Below are 20,665 nucleotides of genomic sequence, written 5' to 3'. Positions count from 1 at the left end.
GTTTAACTATACTTCGAGACGCACATCTTTCGAATTGTCCAAATCCAATCCAGGACTAGTAGTGTTATTTTTATCGCGAAACAGCAATAAAAACAATACCATTACCACGGCAGCGATACCAGCAGGTATCAACCAAATCATTTTCCAATCATGACCCGCTGACGTGTTATAGGTATCAGATATGATACCGGCAATTTTAAAACCAATTAACATGCCTACACCATAAGTTGCTAATGTGATCATGCCTTGCGCTGCACTCTTATAACGTTCTCCGGCTTTTGAGTCTGTGTAAATTTGGCCCGAAACAAAAAAGAAATCATAACATACACCATGCAACGCAATACCTAATATTAATAAAAAGCTCAAATTGCCAGAATTGCCAAAAGCAAAGAAGGAATACCGTACCGCCCAAGCTAACATACCTACTAATATGGTCCATTTAAAACCAAATTTCTTAAAGAAGATAGGCAGGCAAAGTAGGAACAATACTTCAGAAGCCTGACCTATGGTCATTTTTCCTGTAGGATTATCTACCTTAATATCAGTAAGAAAGCTATTGGCATTTTGATAATAAAATGCTAACGGAATGCAAATTAAAATTGATGCCACGAAAAATACAGCGAAATTTTTATCCTTCAATAATTTAAAGGCTTCAAATCCGAGCAACTGAGATACACTTACTTTTTCGCCAGTAACCTTTTTTGGAGGCGTAGCCGGTAGAGTAAAGCTAAATAAGCCTAATATAACAGAAGCTATACCTGCCATTAAGAATGTATTTTTCAAAAATCCCTGGTTAACACCGTCTGCAGAATCCCAATGAAACAAATAACTAATTGCTAATCCTGCTACAATCCAACCAATCGTTCCCCAAACACGGATACTCGAGAACTCTTTTTCAGGGTCGACCATTTGGTTAAATGAAACAGAATTTACAAGAGCTAAGGTTGGCATATAGATAACCATATAGCCTAATACATAAGGATAAAATACAGACACATCCGGAGCTGTATACAGTTTATACATTAAAACTGCGCCAATAATATGTAATACGCCCAATATTTTTTCGGCATTAAAATATTTATCAGCAATTAAACCAATAATAAATGGTGCAATGATGGCCCCCCAGGATTGGGTAGAAAAAACCGATCCCGATTGTGCGCCGTTGGCATGTAGCGTTTTATCTAAATAAGTACCTAACGTTACAAACCACGCGCCCCAGATAAAAAACTCCAGGAACATCATGACCGATAACTTTACTTTGGTTGCTGCATTCATGATGCTTTTTATTTAACAGTAAGTATGTATTTAACCATTTCTTTAGCATCATCAACAGATAATGACGGGTGCGCGCTCATTGGCACTTCGCCCCAACTGCCTGCTCCCCCCTTAATTACCTTATCAGCCAGTTTATCAACATCGGCCGAAGTATACTTTTTAGCCACATCTGCATAAGCAGGGCCAACCAGTTTGTCGTGTTCTTTATGGCAGCTTAAGCAATCTGATTTGGAGATCAGCTCGGCTCCTTTTGATGAGGAGGCAACACCGCCACCTGTTTTTTCGGCACCTGTTTTAACTGATGTATCCTGTGCCGCTTCTGAACTTTGGGCTGTAGCAGATTGATTAGTAGCTACAGTAGTATCGGTACTCACTTTATCTGATTTGGTACCGCCGCCACAAGCAGCCATTAGTGTACAAAATGCTGCCAGTGATAAAATGCTTAATGTCTTCTTCATATTTGTGGGGGTGTTTGTTTTAGATTCCTAATATCTTATTATTTAATGAAGCATCAATGCCCGATGCTGCAAAATCATCAAAAACACGGTCGGTTACGTGTATGATGTGGTCTTTTATAAATTGAGCACCTTCGCGTGCACCGTCTTCGGGGTGTTTTAAAGCACATTCCCATTCCAGTACGGCCCATCCGGCAAAATCATATTGCGCCATTTTACTAAAAATGGATTTAAAGTCAACCTGACCATCGCCTAATGAGCGGAAACGGCCTGCACGGTCAATCCAGTTCTGGTAGCCGCCGTAAACGCCCTGGCGTCCGGTTGGGTTAAACTCGGCATCTTTCACATGGAACATTTTAATACGCTCGTGATAGATGTCGATATACTCCAGGTAATCCAGGCATTGCAATACAAAATGTGATGGATCATACAAAAGATTCGCTCTGGGATGGTTGTTCACCTTTTCTAAGAACATCTCGTAAGTAATGCCATCATGCAGGTCTTCACCCGGGTGAATCTCGTAGCAAAGATCAATGCCTTGCTCGTCATAATAGTTCAATATTGGTGTCCAGCGTTTAGCCAGTTCTGTAAAAGCGGCATCAACCATACCTGCAGGGCGTTGAGGCCATGGGTACATAAACGGCCACGCAAATGCACCGCTAAAGGTAACGCTGGCAGCCAGCCCTAAATTTTGCGAAGCCTTAGCGGCATATTTAACCTGCTGTACTGCCCATTCCTGGCGGCCTTTTGGGTTTTTGTGTAGTGATGCCGGTGCAAAACCATCAAACAGATCATCATAAACCGGGTTAACAGCAACAAGCTGGCCCTGGGTGTGGGTTGATAGTTCGGTGATTTCTAAACCAAATTCGGCAACGGTTCCTTTTACCTCATCGGCATAAGTTTTGCTTTCGGCAGCTTTTTGCAGATCGATAAAACGCGGATCGCCGGTTGGCAGTTGCAAACCTTTATAGCCTAAACCTGCCGCCCATTGCGCGATAGATTTAAGATCATTAAAAGGTGCTTTGTCGCCAATAAATTGTGCTATAAATAATGCAGGTCCTTTTATGGTAACCATATTTTATTTTTAAATTTTAAATACTGTCCACTTTTGGTCCGATTTGCCCGAGGCGATCACATTTTCTGTAAACGCCATACCGCGCACGCCTTCTTCTACTCCGGGGTAATCCAGCCATTCCGGCTGCGCATCCTTACCTTCTATACCAGCTTTAATAGTTAAAGCAAAGTTGCGGTACAGGTTGGCAAACGCTTCCAGGTAACCTTCGGGATGGCCTGCAGGTGTACGGGTATTATGCTGCGCGAAGCTGCTGGTATAACCACCACCTGTGCGGTAAATCTCGGCTGGTTTATCCGGCCATCTTACTACTAATGAATTGCAATCAACTTGTTGCCACACTAGAGTACCTTTTTCGCCAGAAACGCTGATGCGCACATTATTTTCTTCGCCGGCTGCTATCTGGGTGGCTATTAAAACACCGCTTGCCCCACCTTCAAATTTCAGCAATACTGCGCCATCGTCATCCAGTTTGCGGCCTTCTACCACAATGTTAATATCGGCACACATGTGCGATACACTTAAACCGGTAACATACTCTGCTAAATTGAAAGCATGGGTACCAATATCGCCCATGGCACCAGCAATCCCGCTTTTACCAGGGTCGGTGCGCCACGAGGCTTGCTTATTATCTGCACCCTCTAAAAATTCACTTAACCATCCCTGCGGATAGGATACATACACCTTGCGGATCTTACCCAACTTGCCGGATTTTATCAATTGTTTAGCTTCCTTCACCATGGGGTAACCGGTGTAGGTATGGGTTAGGCAAAACAGCTTACCGCTGCTCGCCACAACATCTTTTAATTGTTTAGCTTCATCTAATGAGAAAGTCATCGGTTTATCTAAAACCACGTGGAAACCGTTCTCTAAAGCCATTTTGGAGGGCTCGAAGTGTACGTGGTTAGGCGTAACAATGCTGATAACCTGTACCCGCTCATCTTCGGGCAATTGCTTTTCTTTTTCAATCAGCTCTTTGTAGGAGCCGTAGATCCGGTTTTCGTCCAAACCTAAAGCTATACCACTGGCTTTTGCTTTTACAGGGTCGCTGCTAAAAGCGCCGCAAACCAACTCATATTCATCATCTATACGTGCAGCAATACGGTGTACAGCGCCTATAAAAGCACCTTGTCCACCGCCGATCATTCCTAATCTTAGTTTCATTCGTAAAGTTTAGTTCCCTATTCTATTTTTCTTTCCATCATCACCTCTTCTAGTTGTCATTGCGAGGAGTGTAACGACGTGGCAATCTCGTAGCCATGCATATCGGATAACATACGACGACATTGCCACGCAATCGCTCGCAACGACAAATTGATGTTTACCAACAACGTTCTGGGCGTTCCCCTACGGGTCGGGCTATCCGTTGCAAGTCCTCGCTACGCTCCGGGCTTTCCACTTCTATCCCTAACGCAAATTGCTGCACTCTCCCTATACCAATGCCCAGGCCTTATCGCCCTTTTTGTAAGGGTAATCACCCACAAACTTACCCGGTACAGGTAAATAACGCATTGCTTTGGTGCAGCCCAGCTCTGAAGTAAAATAACCCAACAACGTTAGTTGTTTAATCATTTCGTAATAATGGTTAGGGTCGTCTTTCTTTTTAGTTTTGTTGTAGGCAGCCTGCTCTTTATCCAGGTCGGCTAAAACAGCGGTACGCTGTTTAATATCGGCCCCCATAAATTTAACGCTGTACTTTTTCTCAGTAGCATCATCAAGTTTACCTAAGCCGTTCAGAAAAATCTTCTGATCATCTGCGGTGTAGCAATCGCGTACCATTACCCCAATAAACTGCCCCACCTTGGCTTCTTTAGCGCCTGGCGTGTTGGTTTTAGGCAAAATGGTTTCGGCAATTTCATTTAAAAAAGCCGTGTGGTCCTGATCAAAAAGATCTTCTACCTTGCTGCCTGCCGGTTTACACCCCGACATAAAAAATTCGGCACCGATCACTGTTCCTCCCAGTATCCATGCTACTCTTTCAATAGCGTCTCTTCTGTTCATAGTTTGGTTTGGTTACTATGTTAATTGTTACTGAATAAATATTTTTTCTAAATGCCCAGGGTCCAGCCCTGGCGGTAATCGCGTTTAATGTATTTATTAACCGCATCAAAATTGGTTACTTTCATGGCTGCACTATCCCACTCATATTTAAACTGTCCGCCTGGTAAATCGTGACCACGTACAGCCAAATTTGCCATCAGTAAAGCCTCTGTAAGCGGGCCAGCAACTTCAAACGGAGAACTTACTTCTTTTTTACCGTAACCGGCTAAACAAGCCTCTACCCATTGGCCATAATGCCCTTCGGACTGGCCGGGTACGCGTGCCCATTTTTGAGGCACATTTACTTCGGCTGTTCTTGATTTTGGTAACAGCGTTGCTGCTGAAGAATATGTACTTGCATACATTTTACCCTTGGTACCTATAAATAGTGTACCGTTGCCTTCTTCGCCACCCCATTTTTCGTTCGGGCCAAGCTCATCCGGTCTTTCAGGTTCAATGCCACCGTCCATCCAGTGTAAAGTAACGTCGCCTGTGGTTTTCTCGGTTTTAGGGAATGTAAGCGTAATGTGGCTCGATGGCGGGCAGCTTTCAGGGAAAACGCCTTTTTTAAATTCATCTACATAAACGCTGCCCACGCTGGCCTGTACATTTTTTACATACTTTAAACCCAGCATACGGAATGGAGCTTCAACCAAATGGCAACCCATATCACCTAAAGCACCGGTGCCGTAATCCCACCAGCCGCGCCAGTTAAAGGGTACCAGTTTATCTACATAATCTTTTTGTGGTGCAGTACCTAACCACAAATCCCAGTCTAGTTCTTTCGGAATTTCTGCCTTGGTTGTTGGCCACTGGATACCTTGTGGCCAAACAGGGCGGTTAGTCCAGCAGTAAATAGTATGCACGTCGCCAATTTCGCCGGCATCATACCACTCAGATAACTGTCGGGTACCATCGTTTGATGCGCCCTGGTTACCCATTTGGGTAACTACTTTGTACTTCTTAGCCGCCTCTGTAAGTATGCGCGCCTCATAAATATCGTGCGTTAGCGGCTTTTGCACATAAACGTGCTTGCCCAGCTGCATGGCATGATAGGTAATGATGGTATGGTTATGATCTGGCGTGGATACAGACACGGCATCGAAATGCTTATGTTCTTTATCAAACATCTCGCGCCAGTCTTTATAATATTTTGCTTTAGGGAAGCTTGCTCTCGTTTTCGCTGAACGACGATCATCTACATCGCACAGGAAACCGATCTCGGCTTTTCCGCTTTTGTAAAAATTGGCAATATCGCTCTCACCTTTTCCGCCTACACCTACACCGGCAATCACTAAACGATCGCTTGGTGCTATGAATCCTTTACCACCTAAAACATAACGCGGAACAATCATAAAACCAGCCGCAGCTATTGCGCCTGTTTTTAGAAAGTCGCGCCTGGATGAAGTGTTATCTTGCTTCTCTTCGGGGTTGTTGCTCATTGGTTGATAGTTTGATTTGCTTAAAGATTACCTTTCTTTAATTGCTCAACGGCATAGTTGGCAGCACGTGCTGTCATAGCCATATAAGTTAATGAAGGGTTTTGGCAGGCAGCAGATGTCATGGCGGCACCATCGGTAACAAATACGTTTTGCGCATCCCAAACCTGGTTCCAGCCATTTAATACTGATGTTTTTGGATCGCGCCCCATCCGCGCGGTACCCATCTCGTGGATACCTTTTCCAAGCACAGCTTCAGAGGTGTAAGTGTTTACCTGTTTCACGCCTGCAGCTTCCAGCATTTCTTTGGCATCATTTGCCATATCAATGCGCATCTTCATTTCATTATCTTTAATTACGGCATTGATTACCGGTACCGGCAGTCCCCATTTATCTTTCTTGGTTTTATCAAGGTAAACGCGGTTTTCGTGGTAAGGCAATGTTTCGCCGAAACCGCCGATACCCATGTGCCATGCTCCCGGCTCAGCTAATGCGTCTTTAAAATCGCCGCCTAAGTTCATTTCAGGAATATCGCGGCTCCAACGGTCGCGGTCTGCGCGGCCCTGGTAACCAAAACCACGGATGTAATCGCGTTTGTCGCCATCCAGGTTGCGGTAACGCGGTATATAGATCCCGTTTGCACGGCGGCCATACATGTATTTATCTTCATAACCTTCTACCATACCCGATGCACCTACACCCAAATGGTGATCCATCAGGTTGTGACCTAACTGGCCGCTGCTGCTCCCTAAACCATCAGGCCATATATCTGTAGCCGAGTTTTGGAGAATCCAGGCCGTATTAATGGTCGACGCATTCAGGAAAATGATCTTCGCGTTGTACTCGTATGTTTTGTTGGTTTCGGCATCCAGTACCTCTACTCCTTTTGCCTTCTTGGTGTCTTTATCGTACAATACTTTGGTTACGATGCTCCACGGGCGTAAAGTAAGGTTGCCTGTTTTCATGGCAGCCGGTAAGGTAGATGATTGTGTGCTGAAATAGGCACCGAACGGACAACCTAACCAGCATTTGTTACGATACTGGCAATTGGTACGCCCCTCGTGCGGTACGGTGATATTAGCCGTACGGCCAATAATCATATGGCGGTTGCCTTTGTAATAGGATTTTAAACGGGCCGAAACATCTTTTTCAACCACGTTCATTTCCATGGCCGGCATAAAATCGCCATCCGGAAGGATAGGTACGCCATCGCGGTTACCAGAGATACCCGCAAATTTTTCTGCATAGCTATACCACGGTGCCAAATCGGCATAACGGATAGGCCAATCTACAGCGATACCATCTTTTAAGTTAGCTTCAAAATCGCTCTCGTGCCAGCGGTATGACTGACGGCCCCACATGAGCGAGCGGCCCCCCACGTGATACCCGCGAAACCAGTCGAACGGTTTATCCTCTACATAGGGGCTTTCTTTTTCGTTAACCCAGTAATCAAGATTAGCCTCGTTCAACGTGTAGTCACGCTTAAGCACGGGATAATCTTCAATCATTTTTTGGGTACGCCCTCCACGGTGTTCAAACTCCCATGGCGCCTTGTTGGCATTTACATAATCCTTAATGTGCTCAATATTGCGTCCGCGTTCTAGCATCAGCACTTTTAAGCCTTTTTCGGTTAGTTCTTTAGCTGCCCATCCGCCGGAGATCCCCGATCCAACAACGATAGCATCATATGTATTGTTAGCTGACATAAAAAAAGAAAGGTATAATTTGGTTACAAAACGGGCGCCTGCTTGGTAAGCCCGGTCTAATGTATGATTTTTTTTATTCTATCAAAAACGTCCATTGTGTTTTTTCTACACAATAAAGCTCTTTTATTTAACTTTTTAAGCAATGTTTCCCTTCTTCATTTCGCCTACCGCATAATCAACCGCCCTGGCTGTTAGTGCCATATAGGTTAATGAGGGGTTTTGGGTCGAAGTTGATGTCATGCAGGCTCCGTCTGTAACAAATATGTTATTACAAGCATGCATCTGATTCCATTTGTTAAGTATTGATGTTTTAGGGTCACTCCCCATCCGTGCACCACCCATTTCATGGATATCCAGTCCCGGGGCTTGCTTACTGTCGTTGGTCTGGATGTTTTTGAAGCCTGCTTTGGTAAACATCTCGGTCATCTGCTCAAAATAGTCTTGCTTCATTTTAGCATCGTTATCATCATAATCAATGTTAAACTTTAATAGCGGTACGCCCCATGCATCTTTCTGGCTGGCATCTAAAGTAAGCGTATTGGTTTCTTTGGGGATGGTTTCGGCCATCATGTGCGAGCCAACCTTCCAGCCACTTAATGTTGGGTGGATAATGTTTTCTTTCAGATTTTTACCAACGCCTGTAGAGTCAGTATCCAATCCGCGATACGCACTGAAACCAGCTGCATACCCCCGTAAAAAGCCGGTTTCTTGCTTCTTCAAATTTCTAAACCTCGGTATATAACCACCTCCTGCCGGGTTGCGGCCATCGGTGGTTAAATCCATATCGCCGTCATATTCGGCCGAAATGCGTGCGCTGTAATTATGGAATGCCACGTATTTACCCAGCACACCGCTATCATTGCCCAAGCCGTTAGGGAAACGCTGCGATTTTGAATTAAGCAATACCAGGTTAGTGTTTATAGCTGCGGCATTAACAAATATCACTTTGGCATAGTACGCTATCACCTCTTTGGTTTCGGTATCCATAATGCGTACACCGGTAGCTTTACCTTTTTTATCGTCGAAGATTACCTCCTGCACTACAGCATGTGGCCTTAGCGTTAGTTTACCTGTTTTTAATGCCCACGGAATAGTGGTGGAGTTGGCGCTGAAATACCCTCCAAAGGGGCAACCTCGCTGGCACAGTATTCTTTTCTGGCACATTACCCGCCCCTGTTGCAGATGGATAGGCTGCGGTACCGATAAATGCGCACAGCGCGCACTAATAACATGGCGGTTTTGATAATTACTCCCCAGTACCTTGCTAAAGTGGTTCTCTACACTATTTAGTGGAAAGGCGGGTAAAAACTCACCATCGGGCAGGCTATCCAAGCCGTCTTTATTGCCTGAGATACCGGCAAATTTTTCTACGTAGCTATACCACGGTGCAATATCTTTATAACGGATAGGCCAGTCTACCGCGAAATCATCACGTGCAGGGCCTTCAAAATCATAGTCGCTCCAGCGCTGGGTTTGGCGGGCCCACATCAGTGATTTGCCACCAACCTGGTACCCACGGATCCAATCGAAGGGTTTATCCTGTACATAGGGGTGCTCCTTATCTTTCACAAAAAAATGCATGGCATCTTCTTTAAAAGCATAACACTTACTAATGATGGGGTTAGCCTGTTTAATATCATACGATAGTTCGCCCCGGTGCGAAAACTCCCAGGGGTACATATTGGTGGTGGGGTAATTTATGTTGTGTTTTACGTCGCGCCCACGCTCCAGCATCAGGGTATTTAAACCTTTTTCGGTAAATTCTTTGGCAGCCCATCCCCCGCTCATGCCCGAACCGATGACGATAGCGTCAAAGGTGCGTTGTTTGGCATTGTCTATATTTAAATTAGCCATGCTTTATACCAGCTTTAAGATTTTTAACAGGGAAATTAGGATTATAGCGGCCGGGTATCAGCTCGTATACAATTTGTTTGGTCATAAAATATTTTGAATTGGTATACCCAAAAATGGTTTCACCCTTAGTGATACCGTAAAAGGCCAGCATATCATCGGCAGGTAACTCTTTCTTTAAATTTTTGCCATGTGCATTTTGTGCTTTCTGGTAGGCCATTTGCTTTTGATCAAGCTCGGTCAGCAAACTTTCGCGCTGTTGCTGGCTGCATTGGCCAAAAGGTTTATCATAGCGTTTTTCAGCCTCCTTACTCAGCTTATCAAGCCCGGCCATAAACGCATCCTGGTCTTTTTTGCTAAAACAATCATCAACCATTTTGAGCACAAATAAATGCAGGCTAAGGTCTTTAGCTCCCGGGGTATCAGTTTTAGGAATAATGGTTTCGGCCACATCGGCAACAAACCGTTCCTGATCGGCACTTACGTTGATTTTTTTAAACGCCATTGACGCTTTGCCATGCTCTTGAAAACACGAGGGTAAGAGCGTGGCACCACCAATAATAAGAGCCAGATTTTTTATAACGGTACGCCTGTTCATGCGGTGTTAAATTTATAATCGGTATAAAAATTTGCTTTTTGCGAGGGGACCAAAAAGCGCTTAGTTTATTAATGCAATATACGTTTAATCTTAAATGGCGCTACACATAGCCCCATTTTTTCATTATTTGTAAGTCCTTTTTTACACAATCGACCGGGTCTTTCCCCTGGTATGATTCCTGCTCGATCATAAAATGCGTAGTACCCCCAATTTTGCGTGCCAAGGTAAGTATCTCTTGCATAGGCATTATACCATCACCCAGTATGGTACTATCGTAACCATCGCCCAAATCGCCTTTTCCATCGCTTTTAATCTCATCCTTTACGTGCAACAACTCAAAACGGCCGGGATACTTTTTCAAATAATCTACCGGTTGGGCACCCGCACCAATCATATTGCCAAAATCCATTTGCTGGGCAACTAATGCCGGGTCGGTGTTTTGGATAATAAAATCGTACAGGTTACCATTGCCCATTGGTGTAATAAACTCAAAGTTGTGGTTATGGTAGCCAAACTTCATTCCGTAAGTTTTACAAAGCTCTCCGCTTTTGTTAAACTGTTGCATCAGGCGCTTCAAGGCTTCGGGATCTGTACGCAAATTCTCATCCAGCCAGGGGTTCAGTACAAAGTGCTGCCCTACTTCGGCGCTATCGGCAATGGTTCTCTTCCAAACATCGGTAAAGTCGTTTTTAGTACTGTCCCAGTCAGAAAGAGACATACGGCTATGGCCGCTCGGCATTTTAAGCCCCAAATCAGCCATTAACTTTTTAAATTCTCCAGGCGTGTAGCCATAGAACTTACCATTGGCATAGCCGGCATGTTCTATGTAGCGGTAACCACCATCAGCCAGTTTCTTTAATGTACCAGCTGCATCGGTTTTCATCGCTTCGCGAACCGAATACAACTGTAAGCCAACCAACTCTTTACCTGCTACCCCGGCAAATAAGCTCTCTTTTAACAAAGCACTCCCGGCTATACCCAGCGCACCTGTTTTAATAAATACTCTGCGTGATAAATTCATTAACTGCTTATTTTTCTATCGGGAAGATCGGGTACAACAACTGTGAATTACTTACAAATGCCAGGTGCTTGCCATCCGGCGCCCATGATGGCGTATTGATAGTACCCTGCCCGCCATACAGATAGGCAACCACTTTAGGCTCAATACCATCGCCGCCATTTACCGGTAATATCCGCAGGTAAACATGTTTGTAAAAAGGATGATCACCGGGTTCAACTTCACCCTTCATGAAGGTTATAAACAAAATCCATTTGCCATCCGGCGAAACATGCGGAAACCAGTTATTAAAATCATCATGCGTAATTTGTGTTTGTTCTGTTCCATCGGCTTTCATCCGCCAAACCTGCATCAGGCCGCTGCGTACAGAATTAAAGTAAATGTATTTACCATCGGGTGTGTATTCCGGGCCGTCGTCAAGTCCGGGTGCGGTAGTCAGGCGAATCTCTTTGCCCCCTTTTGATGGGATGCGGTAAATATCAAATTCTTTATCGCGCTGGCCGGTAAATACCAGGTACTGCCCATCCGGCGACCAGCCATGCATATAGCTTGGCCCAACCTCATTCATTCTGCGCGGTTCGCCACCGGTTACCGGTACTACCCAGCCTATTGATCCATCGCTGCCCGCAGTCGAACTGCTAATGGCCAGCATTTTACCATCGAAGGAAAGTACGTGATCGTTATTGTTCTGGTTTACTTTACCGGTATTCAGTATAGCCGGGGTATTGGTTTTGAGATCGTACTTATAAAGCAGCCCTTCTTTGTTATAAATAAGCGATTTGTTATCGGGCGTCCAGTTGGGAGCCTGGATAGATGCTGGCGACTGGTAAATGATCTTACTGTTCTGCGTAGCCAGGTCTAAAATTTCAATACTGCTGCCTATATGTTTCTGGTAACCGTTCATGGTTTTATCAGCGGGTATCACAATGCGCACATTGTCAAAAACAGCTTCTTCGATAACGTCCGGGTTATGCGAGCATACAAACAGGCCAACATATACATCATCGCCCAGATCGATATCTTTTACTTCTTCAGTTACAAAAGTATCACCCTTACGGGCTACAGACATGGTATAGGTAGTACCATGCCGCTCCAGCTGGATCACATCGGCATGGGTTATTTTCGATTTAATTTCTTCGGTAGTGGCGCCCGAGGTACGGCGGTATTGCAGGGAGGTTAAACCATCTCCATGTTCAACAGCGTTTACATGCGCCGACGAGCTATCCAGGCTGGTACGTACCATCCAGCCCCATTTGCGGTGCTGCTCTACCCCTTTGCCAATAAAAGCAGCGTTGGTGCGCAGTATAAAATCGCCTTTGATCTTTTTCCACACAAAATGAAATTCATCGTGATTGAACCAGATATTGGTGCCCGAACCTTTAATATTATATTGCTGCAAGGCAGGGTTATAAACTGCGCTACCGCGATGTTTAACACGGCCAACATCGGCTTGCCCGGCAAAAATGCCAGGGCCGGTTTGTGCACTAACCGGCAGGTAGCTAGCTGCGGTTACCAGTAAACCGGTAAACACACAGCACAGGGTGTTTTTCATAATATTGAAGTTAGGTAACTTATAATTGGTGGACTAAGTTATCAATTACAACCTGTATATAAATACATCATTGCCGTTAAATTAATGTACTATTTTATCAGATTTTGATGTTCGCACAAACATTTTTAATGATTATTGATTGATGGGTATATGACTATGAAAAACTACCCTGGAGAACCTTATCCGCTTGGCGCCACCTGGAAAGACAATGGCGTAAATTTTGCTTTATATGCAGACAAAGCTACCAAAGTGGAAGTTTGCTTGTTTAAATCTGCTACTGACGAAAAAGAGTATGCAAGAATTGAACTATTAGAACGTACACACCAGATCTGGCACACCTTTATACCCGATATTAAACCCGGAGAACTATATGGTTACCGTGTTTACGGCCCTTACGAACCCGAAAACGGCCAACGTTTTAACCCTAATAAATTACTGATAGACCCTTACGCCAAAGCCATAGCAGGCCCCATTGAATGGCATGATTCGCTTTTTGGTTACGAACTTGGCAACCCCGACGAAGACCTGAGTTTCAGCGAAACAGATAGCGCACCTTATCTACCCAAAAGTGTGGTAATTGACCCGTCGTTTGACTGGGGGGATGATAAACCGCTAAAAATACCTTATACCGATACCATAATTTATGAAGCCCATGTACGCGGCTTTACTAAACTATGTAATGATATCCCCGAAGAACAGCGCGGAAGTTATGCCGGGATCGCGCATCCATCTACCATCAAATATTTAAAAGACCTGGGCATTACTGCCATTGAATTGTTGCCTGTGCATCACTTTTTAGCCGACCGCCACCTGAAGGAAAAAGGCCTTACCAATTATTGGGGCTACAATACCATCGGCTATTTTGCACCCGAAGTTTTGTATGGCTGCACCGGCACACAGGGCGAGCAGGTGAACGAGTTTAAGAACATGGTAAAAGAGCTGCACAAAGCAGGCATAGAGGTGATACTGGATGTGGTTTATAACCATACTGCCGAAGGCAACCAGATGGGCCCGACTATCTCTTTTAAAGGGGTGGATAACGAGAGTTATTACCGCCTGATGGAAGATGACAAACGCTTTTACATGGACTATACAGGTACCGGTAATACCTTAAACGCTAATTTACCAAGTGTTTTGAGGCTTATTATGGATAGCCTGCGCTACTGGATAACCGATATGCACGTAGACGGCTTTAGGTTTGACCTTGCCGCTACACTTGCCCGCGAACTGCATGAGGTTAACCGCCTGAGTGCCTTTTTTGATATTATACACCAGGACCCTATTATATCTCAGGTAAAGCTGATTGCCGAGCCCTGGGATATTGGCGAAGGAGGTTACCAGGTAGGTAAATTCCCTGCCGGCTGGGGTGAGTGGAATGGAAAATACCGCGACTGCATCCGCGATTACTGGCGTGGTGCCGACAGTATGCTGGCCGAATTTGCCGAACGCTTTACCGGTAGTTCTGACCTGTATCGCGACGAGTTTCGGCGACCTACAGCTAGTGTGAACTTTATCACCGCACACGATGGTTTTACGTTGAATGACCTGGTGAGCTATAACGAAAAGCATAATGAGGCCAATGGCGAAGACAATAATGATGGCGACAGCAATAACCGGTCATGGAATGGTGGTGAAGAAGGGCCGACCGACAACGAAGAAATAAACCAGCTGCGCGAAAGGCAGAAACGTAATTTCCTGACCACACTATTTCTTTCACAAGGTGTGCCGATGCTGGTAGCCGGCGATGAGGTGAGCCGTACACAACAAGGTAATAACAATGCCTACTGCCAGGATAATGAGATCTCGTGGATGGATTGGGAAAAAGCAGACCAGGACTTGCTAAGCTTTACGCAAAAATTAATTAAGATAAGACGCGATCACCCGGCATTTTGCCGCCGCAGGTGGTTTAGGGGCGCGCCCGTAAAGGATGGTGACCTGGAAGATATTGCCTGGTTTTTACCCACAGGTGAGCCAATGAATGATGAACACTGGAGCCATGATTTTGCCAAATCGCTGGCGGTGTTTATGAACGGCAAGGCTTTGCGCTCTCGCAATGCTAAAGGTGAGCAGTTAATTGATGACAATTTCTATGTGATATTTAATGCCCACCACGAAACAATAGAATATAAGTTACCATCGGCAGACTATGCCAAGGAATGGACCGTAATGCTTGATACTGGCACAGGTACCACAGGCGATGGTGATAAATACCAGGCAGAAGAAACGGTTACGGTAGATGCACGTTCAATTATACTATTGCACTATCCGCAGGGGGAATAATAAATATGGAAACGGTTAAAAGAACAATAGGGGTAAACATAGATCCGGACGGCGAGTTCAATGCTTTAATATGGGCGCCAAATGCTGGTAGGGTAAGTTTGCGTGTTTGCGCAGGCCGGATAGATCTGCCCATGCAGAAACAGGACTATGGCTATTGGGCATTAAAGACCGACCAACTAAAAGATGGTGATCTGTACCGAATTGTGCTTGATGACGACAAGTTCCTGCCCGACCCAAGTTCGTTAAGTCAGCCAAAGGGTGTTCATGAGGCATCGCAGGTAATTGATCTCAATGCGTTTGCCTGGACAGATGAGCACTGGAAAAACTGGCACCTTAACGAGTATATCATTTACGAGCTCCATACCGGTACATTTACACCCGAAGGCACATTTGAAGCCATAGAAGGCAAGCTGGATTATCTGAAAAATCTGGGTATTACGGCTATTGAAATTATGCCCGTAGCCCAGTTCGCCGGCGAACGTAACTGGGGTTACGACGGCGTTTATCCATTTGCCGTACAAAGCTCATACGGCGGGCCAAAAGCATTACAGCATTTGGTTAATACCTGCCATCAAAAAGGCATTGCCGTGGTGTTAGATGTGGTTTACAACCACATTGGCCCAGAAGGGAATTACTTTAGTGAGTACGGCCCCTACTTTACCGATAAATATAATACCCCCTGGGGCAACGCCATTAATTTTGATGATGCCTGGTGCGATGCTGTACGACAGTACTACATAGAGAATGCACTGATGTGGTTCCGCGATTTCCATATTGATGCCTTGCGGTTGGATGCCGTGCACGCCATTAAGGATTTTAGTCCGCAACATATTTTGGCAGAGATTAAGGAGCATGTTGACCATTTAATAAAGGAAACAGGCCGCCCGCACCATCTCATCATAGAATGCGATTTAAATGATACCCGTTACATTAACCCGCTTGATAAAGCTGGCTTCGGGATGGATGCGCAATGGATTGATGAGTTTCACCATGCCTTACGCGTTACCGCAGGCGGCGAAAGAGATGGCTATTACGAAGACTTTCATGGTATTGAACATTTGGCCAAAACCTACAACGATGCGTATGTTTACGACGGGCAATATTCAGCGCACCGGCATAAAAATTTCGGGGTAAAGGCTACAGATAATCCGGGGAATCAGTTCATTGTTTTCTCCCAAAATCATGACCAGATTGGCAATCGAATGCTGGGCGAACGAAGCAGCCAGCTTTTTAGTTTCGAGATGCAGAAACTGATGGCTGCCGCAACTTTAATTGCCCCCTTCATCCCCATGTTATTTATGGGCGAAGAATGGGGCGAGCCTAACCCATTCCAATACTTTGTAAGCCATACCGACCCCGAGCTGGCCGAGGCCGTGCGCAAAGGCCGCAAGGCCGAATTTGCTGCCTTCCACGCCGAAGGCGAAGCGCCCGACCCGATGGACGAGCAAACCTTCATACAATCCAAATTGCAATGGCAGTTGAAGGATAAGGGCCAACACCAAACTATGTTTGCTTATTATAAAAAGCTGATCAAACTGCGCCAGTACTTGCCCGTGATCCACAACCTCAACAGAAACCAGGTAAAAGCAGATGCAGACAAGGACAAACAGATGCTCACCCTGCAACGGTGGTATCAGGGCGATTATTTGGTGGCATTAATGAACTTTTCAAACACGGTTCAGCAAACTACCCTGCCGCATACCGATAAAAAATGGATCAAACAGTTAGATTCTGCAGATCCGGAATGGGGTGGCCCCAAAGAATCGCCAAACAGTTTCTTGAGTGAGGCGATCATTGAATTACAGCCGCAAGCTGTAATTATTTATTGTATCGGATAATGTTGAGAATGCATAATAAAAGCAAAGGCCTTCGCGCGACCCCACTATTAAGAGGAGCGCAGGGACATTTTCTTAAATTTGCTGATTATATCGCAGAAACACACCCCTCCCCGCACACAACCAAACACGCCCCCTCTCTAGAGGGGAATTTTCCAAATATAATATATTCTAAATACCAGCAAACCAACAAAAGCAATGGCCCCGCGCGATTCCCCTCTTGAGAGGGGTGCAGGGGTGTGTTATTATATTAGCTGAGTTCATCGCAGAAACACACCCCTCCCCGCACACAGCCTTACGCGCCCCTTTGCAGAGGGGAATTTCTTTTGACCCAATCTTATATTTTATGTACAATCCCATTGCAACCTATCGCCTTCAATTTCATCAGCAGTTCACGTTTAGTGACTTCGAGAAAATCATTAGTTACCTGCAAAAACTGGGTGTAAGCACCATTTATGCCTCCCCTGTTTTTGAAGCCGCTCCTGGTAGTACGCATGGTTACGATGGCGTTAATCCGCACCGCATCAACCCCGAGGTTGGTAATGAAAAGCAATTGCGCCTTATTAGTAAAAAATTGCAGGATAAAAACATAGGCTGGTTGCAGGATATTGTGCCTAACCATATGGGTGTACACGCCAACAACCCCTGGTTAATGGATGTGCTGGAGAAAGGCCGCCAATCTGTTTATGCTTCATTTTTTGATACGGGCCTGGCCAGCGAATTATTTCAGGATGAACGCGTAATGATGCCGTTTTTGGGCAAGGTATTATCAGATGTTATTGACAGCGGTGAGTTAAAAGTAGTATACCAAAATAAGCAACTAAAATTTACCTATTTCGATAATAGCTGGCCTTTAAATCTGCAATCATATGTAACCATACTTCAACATAACAGTGAACAATTACCCGAAAATTTAAAACAGCTGATAACTGAGATCACCGCCATATTAAAAGGCAAGGACAGTAAAAAGCTAACTCTAAAATGGAGCGCATGGTTAGTTAAACTCGCTACTGCTTTAAAACAAGGCGAGGTTAAGGCACATCTTCATACAGCTATCGATACCATAAATAATAATCCCGTACTGCTAAAGCAACTGGCAGACGAACAGCACTACCGCCTCTGCAGCTGGGAAGAAACAGATAAAGCAATTAACTACCGCCGTTTTTTCACAGTAAACAGCCTGATGTGCCTCAACATACAGCAGCCCGAAGTATTTAAGCATTACCACCGGGTGATTAAACAAATGGTGGATGAAGGCATATTTCAGGGTCTGCGGATTGATCATATCGATGGCTTGTATAATCCTGAAACCTACCTTTATAACCTGCGCGAACTGGCCGGCGACGAAACCTATATTGTTGCCGAAAAGATTTTGGAGCAAGGCGAAAAAATGCCTGCACAATGGCCTTTACAAGGTAGCACCGGTTACGATTTTTTAGCACAGGTAAACAACCTGCTCACGGATAGTTCATCTCTAAATAAGTTCAATCATTTTTATGAGGAGCTGGTTGGCAGTAAGCAACCTGTTCATCAGCAAATCTTAATCAAGAAAGCAACTATTCTGGAAGCCAACATGCAGGGCGAGTTGGATAACCTGCTCAACTACTTTCTGAAGCTTAAACTGGCCGACGATAAAACGCTCAAATTAATTGGACGCGATAATCTCAAAAATGCCATTGCGCAGTTTTTAATTCATTGCCCGGTTTACCGCTATTATGGTAATCAAATGCCGCTTATTTATAACGAAACCGAAAGCATACAGGCTATACTGCATGCTGTTGTAAAAGAAAATAAAGACCTGGCCGTAGCATGTGATCTGCTTGATAAAACACTGTTGCAAAAGCCGCACGAAAACCGCAGTTCTTATAATCAAAAAGCCTTGCAATTTTACCAGCGATTAATGCAGTTTAGCGGCCCGCTAATGGCCAAAGGTGTTGAGGACACCCTAATGTATACCTACAACCGTTTTGTAGGCCATAACGAAGTTGGCGACGCGCCGGATGCTTTTGGACTATCTGTTAAAGATTTCCATAAGCTGATGAAACAACGGCAAAAACAATGGCCGCTGGCACTCAACGGCACATCAACCCATGATACCAAACGTGGCGAAGATGTACGCACCAGATTAAACGTATTAACGGCCTTACCGCACGAGTGGCTGGATGCTGTTAAGCATTGGGAAAAGCTGCATAAAGACACTGCTTCCGCTCCGGATGCCAATGATCGCTATTTTATTTACCAAACCATTGCAGCTGCCTACCCAATGCCCGGCGAAGGCGATGATAATTTTGGCGAGCGTTTAGCAGAATACCTCACCAAAGCCCTCCGCGAAGGCAAGGTAAACTCTAACTGGGCACAGCCCAATGCGGAATATGAAAAAGCTACGCTCGATTTTGCCGCCGGCTTACTAGACCAGCAAGGTGAATTCTGGTCATCGTTCCAAAAATTTCAGCAGGATATTGCAGACCATGGCATTATCAATTCGCTAGCACAGTTATTGCTCAAATTCACCTGCCCCGGCCTGCCTGATGTTTACCAGGGATGCGAGTTATGGGACCTGAGCCTGGTTGACCCCGATAACCGCCGCCCAGTAGATTATCAATTGCGTTCGAAATTATTAAATAAAAAACTATCTGCAGACACATCAGAAGCCCTAACCGACCTATGGGCCGATCGCTACAACGGCCATATTAAACTTTGGCTCACGCAGCAACTATTTAAACTCAGAAGCTCAGAAGCAGCGCTATTCGCCAAAGGCGAATACATTCCGCTAAAGGTAAAGGGTGCTTATAAAGACAATATTATTGCTTTTGCCCGCCGCAATCAAAATGAATGGCTGGTGGTAGCAATTCCGCTTTACACAGCCACCATTTGCAAGGCACAGCAAAAAGAAATCACGGCTATCGACTGGAAAGATACCCGCCTAATTTTGCCCGAAGAAGCACCTGGGCATTGGCAGCATCAGTCGTTAGATTTAAAGGGTAAAATACTGGATGACGAATTATTAATCAGTGAAATATTTCGCCATGTGCCACTGGCAGTCATTAAGTTAAGCAACCCCGAAAATAACCGTGGTGCCGGTATATTAATGCATATCAGTTCGTTACCCTCGGCATTTGGCATTGGCGATATAGGCCCGGGTGCGCATTCATTTGCCAATTTTTTAAGCCAAAGCGGGCAAAAATATTGGCAGTTGTTGCCACTTAACCCCATCGGGGCCGATCAAAATTATTCGCCCTATAGCTCGTTTAGCAGCATGGCGGGTAATACCCTGCTTATTAGTCCGGCTTTACTGGTTAAGGATGGCCTGTTAAATGAAGATGACCTGGATGATTTTCATCTGCCACAAACAGATAAAATTAATTTCCCCAAAGTAGAAGACCTGAAACAGGAACTTTTTGACCGTGCTTACGAGAACTTTTACAAAAGTGATTTTAAGCCCCTAAAAAAAGACTTTACAGATTTTTGTAAACAGGAGGCTTATTGGCTAACTGACTTTGCCTTATATAAAGCCCTGCGCGAAAACCATGATGGCCAACCCTGG

General features: G+C 44.9%; 14 protein-coding genes. 3 read left to right on the top strand and 11 right to left on the bottom strand.

Features of this window, described 5'->3' with window-relative positions; genetic code table 11:
• Positions 1 to 6 precede the first annotated feature (6 nt).
• The 11 genes from RG47T_RS04890 to RG47T_RS04840 all read right to left on the bottom strand — a co-directional run bounded on the left by RG47T_RS04890 (position 7) and on the right by RG47T_RS04840 (position 13,006).
• Entirely contained in the window at positions 7 to 1,275 is a 1,269-nt protein-coding gene (locus RG47T_RS04890) for a nucleoside permease (protein ID WP_083627297.1), read from the bottom strand.
• A gap of 8 nt (positions 1,276 to 1,283) precedes the next feature.
• A complete protein-coding gene (locus tag RG47T_RS04885; protein WP_074488386.1) occupies positions 1,284 to 1,733 on the bottom strand; it encodes a c-type cytochrome in 450 nt (149 codons plus the stop codon).
• A gap of 19 nt (positions 1,734 to 1,752) precedes the next feature.
• A complete protein-coding gene (locus tag RG47T_RS04880; RefSeq protein WP_074488385.1) occupies positions 1,753 to 2,805 on the bottom strand; it encodes a sugar phosphate isomerase/epimerase family protein in 1,053 nt (350 codons plus the stop codon).
• 9 nt (positions 2,806 to 2,814) lie between these two features.
• Positions 2,815 to 3,966: a Gfo/Idh/MocA family protein gene (locus RG47T_RS04875; RefSeq protein WP_245770762.1), complete on the bottom strand. Its 1,152-nt coding sequence runs from the start codon at positions 3,964 to 3,966 to the stop codon at positions 2,815 to 2,817.
• Positions 3,967 to 4,233: 267 nt separating this feature from the next.
• Complete coding sequence (locus tag RG47T_RS04870) at positions 4,234 to 4,803, bottom strand: gluconate 2-dehydrogenase subunit 3 family protein (protein ID WP_074488383.1); 570 nt, start codon at positions 4,801 to 4,803, stop codon at positions 4,234 to 4,236.
• Positions 4,804 to 4,850: 47 nt separating this feature from the next.
• On the bottom strand, positions 4,851 to 6,284 hold the full coding sequence (locus RG47T_RS04865; protein WP_074488382.1) for a Gfo/Idh/MocA family protein: 1,434 nt from the start codon (positions 6,282 to 6,284) through the stop codon (positions 4,851 to 4,853).
• A 20-nt stretch (positions 6,285 to 6,304) separates the two neighbouring features.
• Entirely contained in the window at positions 6,305 to 7,987 is a 1,683-nt protein-coding gene (locus RG47T_RS04860) for a GMC oxidoreductase (protein ID WP_074488381.1), read from the bottom strand.
• 135 nt (positions 7,988 to 8,122) lie between these two features.
• Positions 8,123 to 9,841: a GMC oxidoreductase gene (locus tag RG47T_RS04855; RefSeq protein WP_074488380.1), complete on the bottom strand. Its 1,719-nt coding sequence runs from the start codon at positions 9,839 to 9,841 to the stop codon at positions 8,123 to 8,125.
• Positions 9,834 to 10,436, bottom strand: a complete 603-nt coding sequence (locus RG47T_RS04850) for a gluconate 2-dehydrogenase subunit 3 family protein (protein WP_074488379.1) — start codon at positions 10,434 to 10,436, stop codon at positions 9,834 to 9,836. The genes RG47T_RS04855 and RG47T_RS04850 overlap by 8 nt, the downstream gene beginning before the upstream one ends.
• A gap of 100 nt (positions 10,437 to 10,536) precedes the next feature.
• On the bottom strand, positions 10,537 to 11,457 hold the full coding sequence (locus tag RG47T_RS04845) for a sugar phosphate isomerase/epimerase family protein (protein WP_074488378.1): 921 nt from the start codon (positions 11,455 to 11,457) through the stop codon (positions 10,537 to 10,539).
• 7 nt (positions 11,458 to 11,464) lie between these two features.
• Positions 11,465 to 13,006, bottom strand: a complete 1,542-nt coding sequence (locus RG47T_RS04840; protein WP_074488377.1) for a TolB family protein — start codon at positions 13,004 to 13,006, stop codon at positions 11,465 to 11,467.
• 156 nt (positions 13,007 to 13,162) lie between these two features.
• Here RG47T_RS04840 and glgX point away from each other — a divergent pair, with 156 nt between their 5' ends.
• From glgX to treY, 3 genes are all read left to right on the top strand, one after another.
• Positions 13,163 to 15,286, top strand: a complete 2,124-nt coding sequence (glgX, locus tag RG47T_RS04835; protein ID WP_245770763.1) for a glycogen debranching protein GlgX — start codon at positions 13,163 to 13,165, stop codon at positions 15,284 to 15,286.
• Between the two features lie 5 nt (positions 15,287 to 15,291).
• Complete coding sequence (gene treZ / locus RG47T_RS04830; RefSeq protein ID WP_074488375.1) at positions 15,292 to 17,124, top strand: malto-oligosyltrehalose trehalohydrolase; 1,833 nt, start codon at positions 15,292 to 15,294, stop codon at positions 17,122 to 17,124.
• Positions 17,125 to 17,467: 343 nt separating this feature from the next.
• Positions 17,468 to 20,665, top strand: a 3,198-nt coding sequence (gene treY, locus RG47T_RS04820; RefSeq protein WP_253187493.1) for a malto-oligosyltrehalose synthase, incomplete at its 3' end; no start/stop codon positions are given.

Origin of the sequence: Mucilaginibacter polytrichastri, from assembly GCF_001911425.1 — a bacterium.
Lineage (GTDB): Bacteria > Bacteroidota > Bacteroidia > Sphingobacteriales > Sphingobacteriaceae > Mucilaginibacter > Mucilaginibacter polytrichastri.
The sequence above is the reverse complement of the archived record's forward strand: the minus strand, read 5'-3'. Positions and strand labels throughout refer to the sequence as shown.